The 14,033-nt window shown below is 44.3% G+C and carries 13 protein-coding genes; 2 read left to right on the plus strand and 11 right to left on the minus strand.

The genetic code is table 11. The annotated features are described in order from the left end of the window. From MKX68_RS02270 to MKX68_RS02310, 9 genes are all read right to left on the minus strand, one after another. Entirely contained in the window at positions 1-390 is a 390-nt protein-coding gene (locus MKX68_RS02270) for a hypothetical protein (RefSeq protein WP_047842246.1), read from the minus strand. A gap of 214 nt (positions 391-604) precedes the next feature. Next, complete coding sequence (locus tag MKX68_RS02275) at positions 605-1,567, minus strand: ABC transporter permease (protein WP_062833426.1); 963 nt, start codon at positions 1,565-1,567, stop codon at positions 605-607. Then, positions 1,568-2,647, minus strand: a complete 1,080-nt coding sequence (locus MKX68_RS02280) for an ABC transporter permease (RefSeq protein ID WP_074094292.1) — start codon at positions 2,645-2,647, stop codon at positions 1,568-1,570. Then, positions 2,640-4,178 carry an ABC transporter ATP-binding protein gene (locus MKX68_RS02285; protein ID WP_036610171.1) on the minus strand — a complete coding sequence of 513 codons (1,539 nt, stop codon included), beginning with the start codon at positions 4,176-4,178 and terminating at the stop codon, positions 2,640-2,642. The genes MKX68_RS02280 and MKX68_RS02285 overlap by 8 nt, the downstream gene beginning before the upstream one ends. 299 nt (positions 4,179-4,477) lie before the next feature. Beyond that, positions 4,478-5,518, minus strand: coding sequence for a BMP family lipoprotein (locus MKX68_RS02290; protein ID WP_340908754.1), 1,041 nt, complete (start codon positions 5,516-5,518; stop codon positions 4,478-4,480). Between the two features lie 579 nt (positions 5,519-6,097). After that, positions 6,098-6,457: a 50S ribosomal protein L20 gene (rplT, locus tag MKX68_RS02295; RefSeq protein ID WP_017689664.1), complete on the minus strand. Its 360-nt coding sequence runs from the start codon at positions 6,455-6,457 to the stop codon at positions 6,098-6,100. A gap of 88 nt (positions 6,458-6,545) precedes the next feature. Next, positions 6,546-6,749: a 50S ribosomal protein L35 gene (gene rpmI / locus MKX68_RS02300; RefSeq protein WP_017689665.1), complete on the minus strand. Its 204-nt coding sequence runs from the start codon at positions 6,747-6,749 to the stop codon at positions 6,546-6,548. A 24-nt stretch (positions 6,750-6,773) separates the two neighbouring features. Beyond that, positions 6,774-7,268, minus strand: a complete 495-nt coding sequence (infC, locus tag MKX68_RS02305; RefSeq protein ID WP_017689666.1) for a translation initiation factor IF-3 — start codon at positions 7,266-7,268, stop codon at positions 6,774-6,776. A 335-nt stretch (positions 7,269-7,603) separates the two neighbouring features. After that, the gene (locus MKX68_RS02310; RefSeq protein WP_036610177.1) at positions 7,604-8,842 is read right to left on the minus strand and encodes a glycosyltransferase family 2 protein; all 1,239 of its coding nucleotides are present in this window, start codon (positions 8,840-8,842) and stop codon (positions 7,604-7,606) included. 711 nt (positions 8,843-9,553) lie between these two features. On the opposite strand from MKX68_RS02310, the gene MKX68_RS02315 reads away from it, so the two are divergent. Next, complete coding sequence (locus tag MKX68_RS02315) at positions 9,554-10,081, plus strand: phosphatase PAP2 family protein (protein WP_017689668.1); 528 nt, start codon at positions 9,554-9,556, stop codon at positions 10,079-10,081. Positions 10,082-10,131: 50 nt separating this feature from the next. Next, complete coding sequence (locus MKX68_RS02320; protein ID WP_340908756.1) at positions 10,132-11,283, plus strand: MGDG synthase family glycosyltransferase; 1,152 nt, start codon at positions 10,132-10,134, stop codon at positions 11,281-11,283. 140 nt (positions 11,284-11,423) lie between these two features. On the opposite strand, the gene MKX68_RS02325 is transcribed toward MKX68_RS02320, so the two are convergent. Together MKX68_RS02325 and MKX68_RS02330 are read right to left on the minus strand one after the other, a co-directional pair. Further along, positions 11,424-12,977, minus strand: a complete 1,554-nt coding sequence (locus MKX68_RS02325; protein ID WP_445671058.1) for an ABC transporter substrate-binding protein — start codon at positions 12,975-12,977, stop codon at positions 11,424-11,426. A gap of 100 nt (positions 12,978-13,077) precedes the next feature. Further along, positions 13,078-13,941, minus strand: coding sequence for a carbohydrate ABC transporter permease (locus MKX68_RS02330; RefSeq protein WP_370511436.1), 864 nt, complete (start codon positions 13,939-13,941; stop codon positions 13,078-13,080). Positions 13,942-14,033: the final 92 nt, after the last annotated feature.

The following is a 14,033-nucleotide window of genomic DNA, read 5'->3' on the forward strand; positions in this document are numbered from 1 at the left end:
CTAGAAAAATCCTGGTGGGCGTGGACCTGGACCATAAGGGCCAAATCCAGGACCAGGTCCATATCCGCCACCAGGTCCTCCAGGTCCATATCCCGGTCCGTAGCCTGGACCATATCCAGGGCCTGGTTTTGGTCCAGGTCCATATCCGGGACCGAAGCCGGGACCACCTCCATAAGCATAAGGCAGTGTGGCAATAGCGAGCAGATCAAACAATACCAGAGGCAGAATCGCTTTTGTACGTACTTTTTTGCCATTCAGACGCTTCAGTACCAGTTTGTTGCCCGATACTTTCAACAGCTTTCCCGTAACCCGAGTGCCGTCTTTTTTGATTGCAACAATATTTTTGCCTATTAATTTCATCGCTTCATCACGCGTAACTTGTTGTTTCATACTTTCCCCTCCTCCTCGGATCGTTCAAAACAGTGTATTCGTCCATCACTGAATTCGCCTGTTTCTTTGTCCCTACCTGAAAATATGGGCATCTGCACGAGAACTAAGTTAAGCATGTAAAAGTCGATGGGCGTTTAAGAAAACAAAAAAAGGCCCGCACAAGGCGGACCCTTTATCAAAACTCTGAATAGCTAACCTGATATGGGAAAGGTTGTTACCTTTTACCCGGATCATATGCTTCACCGAGTGCAGACGGAGCCGAAGAACGTCCAACCGCTGCAACGAGAACGATGATGGTAAGCAGGTAAGGCAACATAAAAATAATTTCCTGGGGAATACTTTGTGACCACTCAAACAACTGTACATAGTTTCGGATCGCTTGTGAGAATCCAAAGAAGACAGCCGCACCAAAGGCACCAATCGGATTCCACTTACCAAAGATCATAGCTGCAATGGCAATATAACCTTGGCCGGAAACCGTATTGTGTGAGAATGTACCCGTAGTTGTCAACGTAATCGCAGCTCCACCAATGGCCGCAAGCGCACCACTGATCATAACGCCAATATAGCGATAACGAAGCACTTTAACACCAACCGTATCAGCCGCACTTGGATGTTCACCTACAGAACGAAGGCGTAGACCAAATGGCGTTTTGAACATGATGTAATACGTCAGGAATACGAACAGAATGGCCAGATATGTCGTTGGATATACGTTCTTGAAGAAGGCTTCTCCAAGCAAAGGAATGTCTTTCAAGAATGGCACATCAAACTTGCTGAAGCCTTGAACCAACGGTGAATCACCAGAACCTTCAAACAACAGTTTAACCAAGTACAACGTACTTCCTGCTGCCAAAAAGTTAATGACGATACCACTGATAATCTGGTCTGCCTTAAATGTGATGGACGCAACGGCATGAATCAGCGATACCAGTACGCCCAATACAATCGCGAGCAAAACCCCCATCCAGGCCGATGTCGTTCCACCCATGCCCGCTTCTTGAGCATAATGCGCCCCGATTCCAGCTGCAAAGGCACCAAAGACCATAAAGCCTTCAAGTCCAAGGTTTGTTACACCTGATTTTTCCGAAAAAATTCCGCCGAGTGATGCAAAAATCAATGCCGTAGCAAAGACAAGCGTCGTATTGATAATTTGCCCAATTGTCAACAAGTCCATCTACAACACCTTCTCTTTCTTACGCTTCGAATAGAACGGTTTAAGTATCCAGCGCACGATGCCTTGTGCCGCAATGAAGAAGATAATCGAACCGATCACAATCCGAATAATCTCAGGCGGAACATCCGCAGCAAAACTCATACCTGCAGATCCGTACGTGAGGGTACCGAACAGCACTGCACCCAATAACACTCCAAATGGATGATTCAAACCAATCAGTGCAACCGCGATTCCGTCAAAGCCTGTACCTGGTGACCCCGACATTACGGTCTGGTAATGGAACACACCAAGAACCTGGAAAGCACCACCAAGACCGGCAAGCATACCACTGATAAACATCGCTTTTACGATATTCCGGTTAACATGCATACCTGCATATTCAGCCGCATTAGGATTGTAACCTACCGCGCGGATTTCATAACCTTGTTTTGTTTTCCACATATAGATATAAAAGAGCACAGCCATCACAAGGGCAATCAACGTCCCCATGTGTACACGGGAATTGCCCATCAGTTCAGAGAGCCATGTCAAACTAATCGACGCCGATTCGCTGATATCCACGGAACGATTCTCGCCCTTCAACAGCAAGAATTGGCGTACGATAAGGTTGGCCAGATACAGACCAATCCAGTTCAACATGATACTACTGATAACTTCATTGACCCCACGTGCCGCCTTCAGATAACCAGCAATAGCGGCCCACAGACCACCAAACAATGCACCGGCAATCAAAGCCAGTGGCGCATGAAGGTAGATCGGCAAACCTGCAAACTTAACACCAACAAATGTTGCAGCGGTCATACCAACGAGAAATTGACCTTCTCCCCCGATGTTAAACAACCCTGCACGTGATGCAAATGCAAATGCAAGTCCAGTCATAATTAGTGGTGTCATTTCCCGTACTGCTTCACCAAAGTTGTACATGTCGCCAAATACCTTGGTGAACAATGCACCATAGGCTTCAATTGGATTGTAGCCACCAATCAGCATGACAACTCCACCGAGAATAAGACCCATAATAATAGCTACTACAGGCAAAATAAATGAATCTCGGGTAAACCATTTCAATACGTTATTCATGCGCAGTACCTCTCTTTTGGGTGCTGCCCGCCATCATCAAGCCGAGCTCCCTGTCATTGGTTTCTTCCGGCAGCACCTCGCCAACGATCTGTCCTTCATAAATAACTGCGATTCGGTCAGATACATTGATAATCTCATCAAGCTCAAATGAAATCAGCAGAACAGCCTTACCTTGATCACGCTGTGCAATCAGTTGCTTTTGAACGAACTCAATAGCCCCTACGTCCAAACCACGCGTTGGCTGTGCAGCGATAAGCAGTTCAGGGTTTTTATCTACCTCACGGGCGATAATGGCCTTTTGCTGGTTTCCTCCGGACAAGGACCGAGCTTTGGTCTCGATGCTTGGTGTACGCACGTCAAATGCCTCAACAAGCCGCTTCGCCTGCTGTTTGATGGCATCGAAGTTAAGGAACCCTTTACGGGTGTATGGTGCTTTATAATACGATTCCAGAACAATATTTTCACTCACTGAAAAATCAAGTACAAGTCCGTGTTTATGTCGATCTTCCGGAATGTGGGCTACACCCGACTCCGAGATATGGCGCGGAGAATGATTGGACAGCTCCTTGCCCTCCAAAAGAATCGAACCGCTCTCGACTTTACGAAGTCCGGTAAGGGCTTCAATCAGTTCACTTTGACCATTACCATCCACGCCTGCGATTCCGACAATCTCTCCTGCGCGTACGTTCAGGTTAAGTTGGTTCAGAACCGAAATACCTTCTTTATTCTTGGCCGTTAATTTACTGACTTCGAGCACATTAGCTCCAGGTGTAGCCGGTTTTTTGTCCACTTTGAATGTGACATTCCGCCCCACCATTTTCTCTGCCAGCTCATTCGGATTTGTTTCAGAAGTTTTGACCGAATCAATCACTTTACCCCGACGGATAATCGTTACCGTATCGGAGATTTCCATGATTTCTTTCAGTTTGTGCGTGATCAAAATAATGGACTTTCCTTCAGCTACAAGCTTCTTCATGATGATCATCAGTTCTTTGATCTCTTGAGGAGTCAATACAGCTGTAGGCTCGTCAAAAATCAGAATGTCTGCACCGCGATACAACGTTTTAACAATCTCTACACGTTGCTGCATTCCGACAGAAATATCATGAATTTTGGCATGAGGATTCACCTTCAGTCCATACTGTTCGGAAAGACGCTGAACTTCAGCGGCTGCTTTTTTATAGTTAATATTGAGACCCTTCGTTGGTTCAGATCCCAAAATAATGTTCTCTGTTACCGTGAACGGCTGTACAAGTTTAAAATGCTGATGCACCATGCCTATGCCAAGATCGATCGCTCGGTTAGGGCTGTCGATGATGACAGGCTTGCCATTCACTTCAATGGAACCTTCATCTGGTTGATAGAGACCAAATACAATATTCATCAACGTTGACTTACCAGCGCCGTTTTCGCCCAGTAGCGCATGGATCTCGCCTTTACGAAGCTGAAGGCTGATGGCGTCGTTGGCAACAATGCCTGGGAAACGCTTCGTAATTTGTTTTAACTCAACGACGGGGGTTGCTGCACCCATGTAATCACCCTTATAACTGATATAGTGTGGTTCCGCAAACGTAAAAAAAAACGTCTAGCGACGTACTTTCAAAGAAGACAGACCGCGCTTAGCTGAAGTTTTTCTTGCGATAATCGAATGGTTCAGCTCATTAAGAACATATCAATTCCATTATCTTAAGAAAAGCTCCTACCGGAGCGTTGGTGCACAGTGACCTTGTACAATTGTTATGATGACTTGATCAAATGTTCCTGTTCTTGCAATCATAAGGCCGGTCAAGACCGGCCCCAATGATTATTCATTTGCGACTTAGATCAAAATTACTCTGTAGGAACTTTGATTTCGCCGCTGATGATTTTTTCTTTGTACTCTTCTACTTTAGCAAGTGTTTCAGCAGATACATTGGCAGTAGAGGTATCAGCAATACCTACGCCGTTTTCTTTCAAAGTCAGGTTCTCGGAACCGCCAGCGAATGTACCATCAACTACTTCTTTGTTAACGCGCTTAACTGCTTCGTCAACTTTTTTGATCATGGAAGTCAAAGTGATCTCATCACCAAACTCAAGAGATTGGTCTTTGTCTACACCGATAACCCATACATCTTGACCTTGCTTCTTACGAGCACTTGCTTCGTTAAACACACCGTTACCTGTTGCGCCAGAAGCGTGGAAGATAATATCTACGCCTTCATTGTAAAGTGTTGCTGCTGCTGCTTTACCCAAGTCAGGTTTATCAAATGCACCTGTGTAGTTAGAAATGAATTGAGCATCAGGGTTAACTGCTTTAACACCTTCTCTGAATCCTACTTCAAACTTTTTGATCAGTGGGCTTTCCATACCGCCTACAAAACCAATTTTGTTGGATTTTGTTGTCAGACCAGCTACAACACCAACCAGGTAAGATCCTTCTTCTTCAGCAAATGTTACGGATTTAACGTTAGGAGCATCAACAACACTGTCGATGATCGCGAGTTTAGCATCAGGGTTTTGCTCAGCTACAGTTTTGATTGCATCAGCCAATTGGAAACCGATACCCCAAGTCAGATCATATCCACCTTTAACGAATTCGTTCAGGTTAGGAATGTACTCTTCATCGGATTTACTTTGCAGGTATTTAACAGCAGTACCTGTTTCTGTTTCAGTCGCTTGCAAAGCTTCCCAAGCGGATTGGTTAAAGGATTTGTCATTAACTCCACCTACGTCAGTAACCATACCGATTTTGAGATCGGATTTCGCTTCAGTGGATGTGCCACCTGTATCTCCTCCGGCATTTGTTTCTTCTTTCGGTTTGCTACCGCAACCTGCGAGCATAACCGATACCGCCAGCAACATTACCAAAGACAAGCTGAGCATCTTTTTCATTTCTCTTTTTCCCCCTTAATGATATATCCCTCATTCCAATCCAGCCTACAATTGAACGGTTAACAGATAGCAGGAATGACTTTTATGCAGAATGTATGGTTTCTTCGACATTAAAAGCGCATTCTCACCCTTGTAGCATCCTATCATCTGTCGAAAAACCGAACATTATGACATGGAGAGAAAAATCTAGGACTAGCCTACTAGAGGTGATTATACAATCAACCAGTGTTAAAATCCAGATGTTTCATCACCAAATATCACATATTTTTGTTCTTTTTTTATTGAAAACGCTTAATAATTTAGCGATTTAACACACTAACGTTACAACGATGTGATGTTATATAACAAAAACATATCGTGAACTTTAGTGCTAAGTGGAATTTACCTGTTTTCTTTTGTATTATTTCACCGTTCGTATTTTATGTATCGCCATGGTCTGTTATTCAACCAGTTATCTGGTTTCATTGTTCCCTTCCAGACCATAGCCTATTCGCCTACTCTTTCAGAGATTGGGCTTCGGATTTCTTCCAAGCCGTAAAAAAAGCCGCCATATAGGTACGGCGGCTTGTAACATACAATTTAAGCGTTGATTTTGCCTTTAGCTACAGTAGCCAAAGAGTTGAACGCATTGATGTCGTTAACGGCCAGATCAGCCAACATTTTGCGGTTCATGTCTACTCCAGCAAGTTTCAAACCATGGATCAGTTTGTTGTAAGACAAACCATTCATACGTGCTGCAGCATTGATACGAACGATCCACAGTCTGCGGAAGTTACGTTTCGTGTTGCGACGGTCACGGTATGCGTATACCAGGGATTTCATTACTTGCTCGTTAGCTGTTTTAAAAATACGGTGTTTGGAACCGAAATAACCTCTTGCCAGTTTCAAAACCTTTTTATGACGACGACGTACTACAAAACCGCCTTTTACTCTTGCCATATTAAAGAACCTCCCAAATAAATATAAATGTATCCGTGGTATGTGTACGGCCGTAGCCGATCCCCCATACGGAATGTACTAATTAGAATTAGCCTTTCAAGTTAGCCAAACCTTGTTTCAAACGTCTAACATCCCCGGCAGCCATAACTGGGTTACCGTTCAGAACGCGCTTAGCACGTTTAGATTTGTGGGAAAGCAAGTGGTTTTTGTGAGCTTTGTAACGAAGGACCTTACCAGAACCGGTAATTTTAAAGCGTCCTTTCAAACTGCTGTGTGTTTTCATTTTAGGCATTTTGTGTTTCCTCCTCCAATGTTATCAGGCTTTAGGAGCCAAGATCATGATCATACTGCGGCCTTCCAATTTTGGTTGACGTTCAACAGTACAAAGTTCTGCAACTTCTACCTTAACGCGCTCCAAAATCCGTTGACCAATCGCGGCATGTGCAATTTCACGTCCGCGATAACGAACAGAACATTTCACTTTGTCGCCTTCGTTCAAAAACTTAACTACATTACGAAGCTTCGTTTGATAATCGTGCTCCTCAATATTGGAACGGAACCATACTTCTTTAATATCAACAATTTTCTGGTTCTTACGGGCTTCTTTATCTTTCTTTTGTTGCTCATAACGGAATTTGCCATAGTCCATAATACGACACACCGGCGGTTTAGCCTGTGGTGCCACATTGACCAGATCCAAATTCAGGTCAATCGCCATTTGCAGTGCTTCGCGAATGGGCGTAATCCCAATTTGTTCTCCTTCAGCTCCGACAAGGCGTACTTCCTTCGCCCGAATCTCATCATTAATCATGTGATCTTTACTAATAATCGTCCACCTCCAGGTCATTTTGAATATCCAGTTAAACAAAAATAAAAGGGATGCCGGTCAAGCTACCGACATCCCTGTAATCAACACAATTCTTCATGAGTATACACTTCATAAATTATTGGGATCGTTGACCAGCCAACATGTTTGTTGATCAGGTGAGAAGTCGGACTTCTGCTTGTGATTCCATTGCTATTCGTTTTAAGGCACTCAAATACTATATCATCCACAAAACATATTGTCAACATCTTCACAACTTTTTTTTTGTAAATTATACATTTGTTATATCAGATGTCGACAAAGTCTCATATGCATGTTCCTTACCCTTGTTTGCTCTGCACCTCATCCAACCGTACAACACGTGTATGTTGAGTGTGGCTCCACTGTTTGTTGTTCTGCGTAAAGAAAGCGTAGAACGTAATCGGGTACCAAGACAGCAGGTAGATCGGGAACAAAATCAGATATAGATAAACTTTGGCAAAGGTAACCTTCTCCAGCGCCATGGACAGTAGGAACGTCAGAATGTTCAAACCAATAGCCACGAATCCAACCCATAACGGGAAGTATCCATAAATATTAGCAATGTGCGGACCGCTGAATATAGCCATGTCTACCCACATCACAGCCGTCATCAGGAACGTAAGCAATACCACATAGACATTGGCTCCATAGATAGCAAGGTCAAATTTCACCAGGCTTCTTTCCTTAATGGACTGCCAGAGCAGCGGGAAGAAGTATCTACGTGCAACTGTAAAGTGACCTTGCATCCAGCGCAGACGTTGTCTCGCTGAAGCTTTAAATGTCAATGGCTTCTCATCAAATACTTTGGCGTCATAGTTGAAAACAGGATACACATTGCGTTGCACACTGCGCATCGTAAACTCCAGATCTTCAACCAGACTTGTTGCACCCCAGCCAATTTCCTTCAACAGGTTGGTCTCGAAGCACATTCCGGTTCCTCCGAGGAAATTCGCCATATTCAAATTATGACGAGACAACTGCCACAGACGGTTGATGTACCAGTAAGATACACCGTAAGCTGCAGTAATCCAGGAATCCTCCGGATTTTTCGTATCAATGTATCCTTGGATAACACGCGAACCATTGTTCAAGTCATCATTCATCTCAAGCAAGAAGTTACGGTCAACCAGGTTATCCGCGTCAAACATAACAACTGCGTCATACTGACGCGGCAATTTCCACAGGTACTTAAGCATCCATTCGATGGCATACCCTTTACCTCTTAAATCGGCATTGGTACGTACACATGCGTTTAATCCATGCTCTCTGACAATTTGAGCCGTTCCATCCGTACAGTTGTCACAGATGACAAACACATCGTACAGATCTTCCGGATAATCAAGTTGTTTCAAGTTCTCCATCAAGGCACCAATGACTTGTTCCTCATTGTGTGCTGCGACGAGTACAGCGAATGATTTTGTCGCCGGATAATGTTTCTTTTTCTTTTTCTTAATCAGACCGAACAGCGAAAACGTGAATTGGTACACGGCTAGCAGTGCCAGAATGACCTGCATCGTGACGAATATAGCGTCCAACATCGTTCTCTGTTACCCCCTTTTTTTCAAAACCCAGTTTACTCAAGCATTTCTCTTCCTGATTCTGCAATTTATTTTTTTTTTGATCTGCAGAATATGACCCTGTTCTTTTGTGTACTACGTGATTATATCAGGCAATGTTTCAAAGCTTGGTTGCTATCAGTTGGCTGCTTTATCGATTCTGTATCCTTTTCAGTCATTTGTCAAAACCCCAATTCCACTTTCTGAAGCAGAAATGTGATCTTTAAACGCTGAATAGACACTTCGTGATACCACAACCTCGCATTCATGCCTGTTATATCTTATTTTCAGCCGTTTACTTGATTTTTATTTCTAAAGTCCCTGCTTTTTTCATCAGCATGTTATTCTTCGTCAGAGGCTCTATAACAAATAACGCAAACAGACCTCAAAAAGTTTGAAACAGAACTCACATTTTTTTACCTCATTTCAGCCATGTTGAATCATTGTATCTTTTTTGGCTGACCCAAGTCAAAAAGTTAAGATGGGTATATATCCACTCTTTAACATGAATTTCACGTTCTTTACATGGGTTCTTCTTGAAAAGGACAACATTTAAAAATATGATAAACATATACCTGAAATAACCTCAAGTTCATGAAAAACGGTTATATACTAATCAGGACGAAACCGGATGCAGAAAATCACCGGAAATAATGCCGCCATTACGGGCGGCCTGACTGGCAGGAGGCCAATATGAGCCGTTTATTCTTAAAGTTTCAAGATTATGATCGAAATGTTTTTATGTGGATCAACGGCCGACTTCATAATCGTTTTATGAATTTTTGGCTGTATTATTTCACCCATCTGGGTGGAGCAACTTCTTCTATTGCAATATCACTGTTAATCTGGCTGCTTGCTCCAGCTCCATGGAGCACAACAGGACTCCAGGCATGTATCGCCCTTGCGGTCAGCCACATCCCTGTAGCCATCGCGAAAAAATTGTATCCCCGCATTCGACCTTACCTGGCCTTGCCGGATACAATTACGTTCCGTAATCCCCTGACGGATCACTCGTTTCCTTCAGGGCACACAACTGCCATTTTTTCGGTCACGGTTCCCTTTATGACCACTGATCCGATCTTATTGCTAATATTGTTGCCTGTAGCCCTTATTGTCGGATTCTCTCGAATTTATCTGGGGTTACACTATCCTTCTGATGTTCTGGCGGGTGCCACAATAGGTACTTTAGTCGCACTTGCAACAGTTGCATTCTGGTCTTAAAGCCGATATGTTAGACTCAGAAAAACCTAGCAGGAACAGGTGAAGTAAGCGTGGAGAAAAAAAGAGTATTACTATTATCTGAAGGCTTTGGTACGGGTCATACTCAAGCCGCCTATGCACTGTCCAGCAATTTGCGAAAGCTCTCGCCAGACGTGCAGACAAAAGTGCTTGAACTGGGAAGTTTCTTAAATCCCAAGGTTGCACCTCTGATTATAACAGCATACAAAAAAACGGTTACCAACCAACCCAAACTTTTCGGATACGTATACAGACACCAATATAAAAAATCATTGAACAGGCTGACCACACTGGCGTTGCATAAACTGTTCTATACACACACACGCAGCGTTGTGCGCCAGTTACGTCCCGATGCGATCGTCTGTACACATCCGATTCCAAGTGCTGTCATATCCAGACTGAAGCGTCTGGGTGTACAGGTTCCCCTATGCACAGTCATCACCGACTATGATGCACATGGGACGTGGATTAACCGTGAAGTAGACCTTTATCTGGTTTCTTCAGATGAGGTTAAGTCCAAACTAATGCTACGAGGCGTACCTACAGACAACATTCGAGTCACGGGTATTCCGGTGCATCCAAATTTCTGGGAGCATCCCGGGCGAGAAGAGATCCGAAGCAGATTCAACCTTAAGAACATGCCTACTGTACTGGTGATGGGCGGCGGTTGGGGAATGCTCAGCGACAAGCTGGTCCATCCGCTGCTGACACGCCGGCATGAAGATATTCAGATCATTTTTTGTCTGGGTCGCAATGATAAAGCACGGATCAGCATGGAACAGAACCCCATGTATCGCAAAGAAAACATTCACATTATGGGATACACCAACGAAGTGGACAAATTAATGGAAGTATCCGACCTTCTGATTACCAAACCTGGGGGAATGACATGCAGTGAAGGCTTGGCCAAAGGAATTCCCATGTTGTTCCACAACCCTATACCTGGTCAGGAAGAAGAAAACGTCCATTATTTTACGGCAAGAGGGTTGGGAGAACCCATAACTTCGCCCGACGTAGTGGTTAAATGGATGAACAAGCTGTTGCATCACTACCCGGATGTTGTACGTAAACGCAAACGTCATTTGGCGGAAATCGCCAAGGTTCATCCAATGCAGAGCGCTCAAAGTATTATCGATCTGCTGGAGGACGTTCGTCCTTCATCCGCAGAAGAGGCCCGTTTATGAATTTATCCCAATAGGATGTCGCTTCCCGCATTCTTCGTCAAATCATGCCTCTAACCAACGGCTTCAAACAAGCCTGCAACCACATTGAAAAGGTGCCTTCGAATTTGAAGGCACCTTTTCTTTATGAAGGAAAGTACAAACTATTGAATGCCTGCTGACTTCAAGTACTCCTGCCACTGCTTGGTGTATTCTGCCTGAATTTTTTCCAATCCTGCTTGTTTAGCCTTCTCCATAAATGTGTTCAATCCAGCCTCTACGTCTGCCACCAAACCTACATTAAGCGGATACAAATATTGCTTTTCTACTTGTTCCAATGCAGCCTTCTCGGCTTGGTACGGTGTCCAGTCTTCAGCAAATCCGGTATAAATATCAGGCTTTTTGATTTTGTCGAGATCTTCAAACATGGTCAGCACGTCATCAAAAGTTTTGTCATAGAGCATGTATTCCGGATTACGCCATGCCCAACCATTCATGCCCTCACGCGGGAAGCCATTTGTTTGTGCATCGCCTACCATTTTGTAGTATCCATTGTCCACCTCGAAGTTTTTGCCCTCCACGCCATATTCAGTTAACCAATTATATCGTTTGTCTGTCACCAGTTTCTCATAAAATGCCAATGCTTTTTCCGGGTTTTTACTGCTACGCGGAATCGCAAAACCATTGTGGATCGGGTGAACCGGTTGTGCAAACCCTTTCGCATTCGGGTATGGGAAATAAGCCAGTTTCCAATCTGGATGCGTAGACTGCACCTTGATTACATCTGCATTAAATTTGTTCGGGTTCTCCCCGGAAAGAACAACAGCCGCTTTTCCATTTTGCAGCAATGAGTTAGAAGTATCCTTTACATTCAGTACGTTTTTCGGGAAAAATCCTTTGTCCATCCAACGTTTGTATGTTTTCAGGTCTTCCAGGTGTTGCGCGGATCCCCAGTAAGACGTCACAGTTGATGGTGAGTCATACATAATATCCAGTCCATATGGAAGTTGACCTGCTGTATTAACCAGCTTGGATGTCAATTGACGAATACCATGGGTATGGTTGGCATTGCTATCCGCAATCGGAATCATATTGGGTTCGTTGGCTTTGATGCCCTCCAGATACGCTTCGAGCGTCTCCAAGGATTCCGGTTTCGGAAGATTGTACTTCTCACGCAAGTCCTCACGGTAAGCAATCCCCTCGGTTACATACTCAATCCAAGTTGATGGAACAGTATAGATTTTGTCATTGATTTTGACAGCATTCCACATGTCATCAGGTACATGAGCTTTCAGTGCTGGCGCTGCTGTAGGCAGCATTTCATCCAGTGGCAGGAACGCGCCCTTCTTCGCATAGGACTGGTAGAATGTCCAATCCGCTGTGAAGATCAGATCGATCGGCTGTCCGGAAGACAGCAGCAGTTTATATTTTTGATCCCAGTCGGTCCATGAGGTGTAGTTAAATTTCACATTGACGTTCAGATCAGCCTCAGCCAGCTTATTGATCTCGGATTCAATAACAGGCAGATCTTTCGGAGCATCCCCAAGCATGTAAAATTGAAGTGTTACTTTCTCACCTTTATTCCCGGATGTTCCTCCCTGCTCACTTCCTTGCGTCGATCCCCCCGAACCGTTATTACATGCGGCAAGTACCCCGGCGAACAACATCAGGGCAAGTACCAGAGACAGGTGCCGAATTGTTTTGTTACGCATACGCATCCTCCCTTTTTGTGGTGAACCTTTATATGTTAGCGCAGACTCGCCATGTTTCAGACCGGAAATGATGTTAATGGCCTAATACCCACAGCGTGCTCACGTTCTAACCTTTCACTGCACCAATGGTGAGTCCTTTGACAAAATAACGTTGTACAAACGGATACAGAAACAAAATCGGTCCCGTTACAACGATAGCCATTGCCATCTTGGTTGATTCCGTAGGCACATCCTGACTGAGTGTGATCCCTGTGCCAATCGCCATCTGGTCAATGAATGTAATCGTGTTCATCGTGTTGTAGAGATAAAATTGCAGTTGGTACATATCCGGGTTGTTAATGAAGAGGGATGAGGTAAACCAGTCATTCCAGTAACCCAGCGCGAGAAACAGACCTACGGTTGCGATACCAGGCATCGCCAGTTTCAACACAATGCTGAAATAGATGCGGAAGTCATTCGCTCCATCAATTTTGGCGGACTCAATCAACTCATCCGGCACTGCCGAGCGAATGAAGTTTTTCATCAGGATAATGAGAAATGGTGTCATCAACCCCGGAAAAATCAGTACGGTGTACGTATCTGTGAGATTGAAGTAGTTCGCCAGCATAATGTACCAAGGCACAAGTCCCCCACCAAACAGGGTTGTAAAGTAGATAAAAAACGAGAACGTGTTCCGATATTTAAAGTCCTTACGCTGGAGCACAAATCCGGCCATCGTGATGAGGAACAGCCCTAGCGTAGTCCCCACCACCGTTGTAAAGACCGTTACCCCATAAGCCTTGAGTACCTGCGTCGGGAATTTGAACACCATTTTGTAACCTTCCAGGGAAAAGTCCGTTGGAAAGAGGTGATAACCATCCCTCACAATGGACTCGTTGCTGCTGAATGAACCAGATAGAATCAGCAGAAACGGTAGCAAGCACATGATTGATAAAATGATGATGAAGCTGTAGGAAATCAGTTGAAACATGAAAGTGAATTCCGAATCTTTGAGACGCGTATTCGTACGCGTGTGAGTATTCATTGGCGTGTTCATGATCGTTCTCCCTCCTGCCCTACGGG

This window comes from Paenibacillus sp. FSL M8-0212, assembly GCF_038004645.1.
Classification (GTDB): domain Bacteria; phylum Bacillota; class Bacilli; order Paenibacillales; family Paenibacillaceae; genus Paenibacillus.

Excerpts from the sequence above, each read along its gene's own strand:
- rpmI (WP_017689665.1), bottom strand. The coding sequence starts at position 6,749 with ATGCCTAAAATGAAAACACACAGCAGTTTGAAAGGACGCTTTAAAATT.
- MKX68_RS02280 (WP_074094292.1), bottom strand. The coding sequence starts at position 2,647 with ATGAATAACGTATTGAAATGGTTTACCCGAGATTCATTTATTTTGCCT.
- infC (WP_017689666.1), bottom strand. The coding sequence starts at position 7,268 with ATGATTAATGATGAGATTCGGGCGAAGGAAGTACGCCTTGTCGGAGCT.
- rplT (WP_017689664.1), bottom strand. The coding sequence starts at position 6,457 with ATGGCAAGAGTAAAAGGCGGTTTTGTAGTACGTCGTCGTCATAAAAAG.
- MKX68_RS02325 (WP_445671058.1), bottom strand. The coding sequence starts at position 12,977 with ATGCGTATGCGTAACAAAACAATTCGGCACCTGTCTCTGGTACTTGCC.
- MKX68_RS02315 (WP_017689668.1), top strand. The coding sequence starts at position 9,554 with ATGAGCCGTTTATTCTTAAAGTTTCAAGATTATGATCGAAATGTTTTT.
- MKX68_RS02275 (WP_062833426.1), bottom strand. The coding sequence starts at position 1,567 with ATGGACTTGTTGACAATTGGGCAAATTATCAATACGACGCTTGTCTTT.
- MKX68_RS02270 (WP_047842246.1), bottom strand. The coding sequence starts at position 390 with ATGAAACAACAAGTTACGCGTGATGAAGCGATGAAATTAATAGGCAAA.
- MKX68_RS02330 (WP_370511436.1), bottom strand. The coding sequence starts at position 13,941 with ATGTTTCAACTGATTTCCTACAGCTTCATCATCATTTTATCAATCATG.
- MKX68_RS02290 (WP_340908754.1), bottom strand. The coding sequence starts at position 5,518 with ATGAAAAAGATGCTCAGCTTGTCTTTGGTAATGTTGCTGGCGGTATCG.
- MKX68_RS02285 (WP_036610171.1), bottom strand. The coding sequence starts at position 4,178 with ATGGGTGCAGCAACCCCCGTCGTTGAGTTAAAACAAATTACGAAGCGT.
- MKX68_RS02310 (WP_036610177.1), bottom strand. The coding sequence starts at position 8,842 with ATGTTGGACGCTATATTCGTCACGATGCAGGTCATTCTGGCACTGCTA.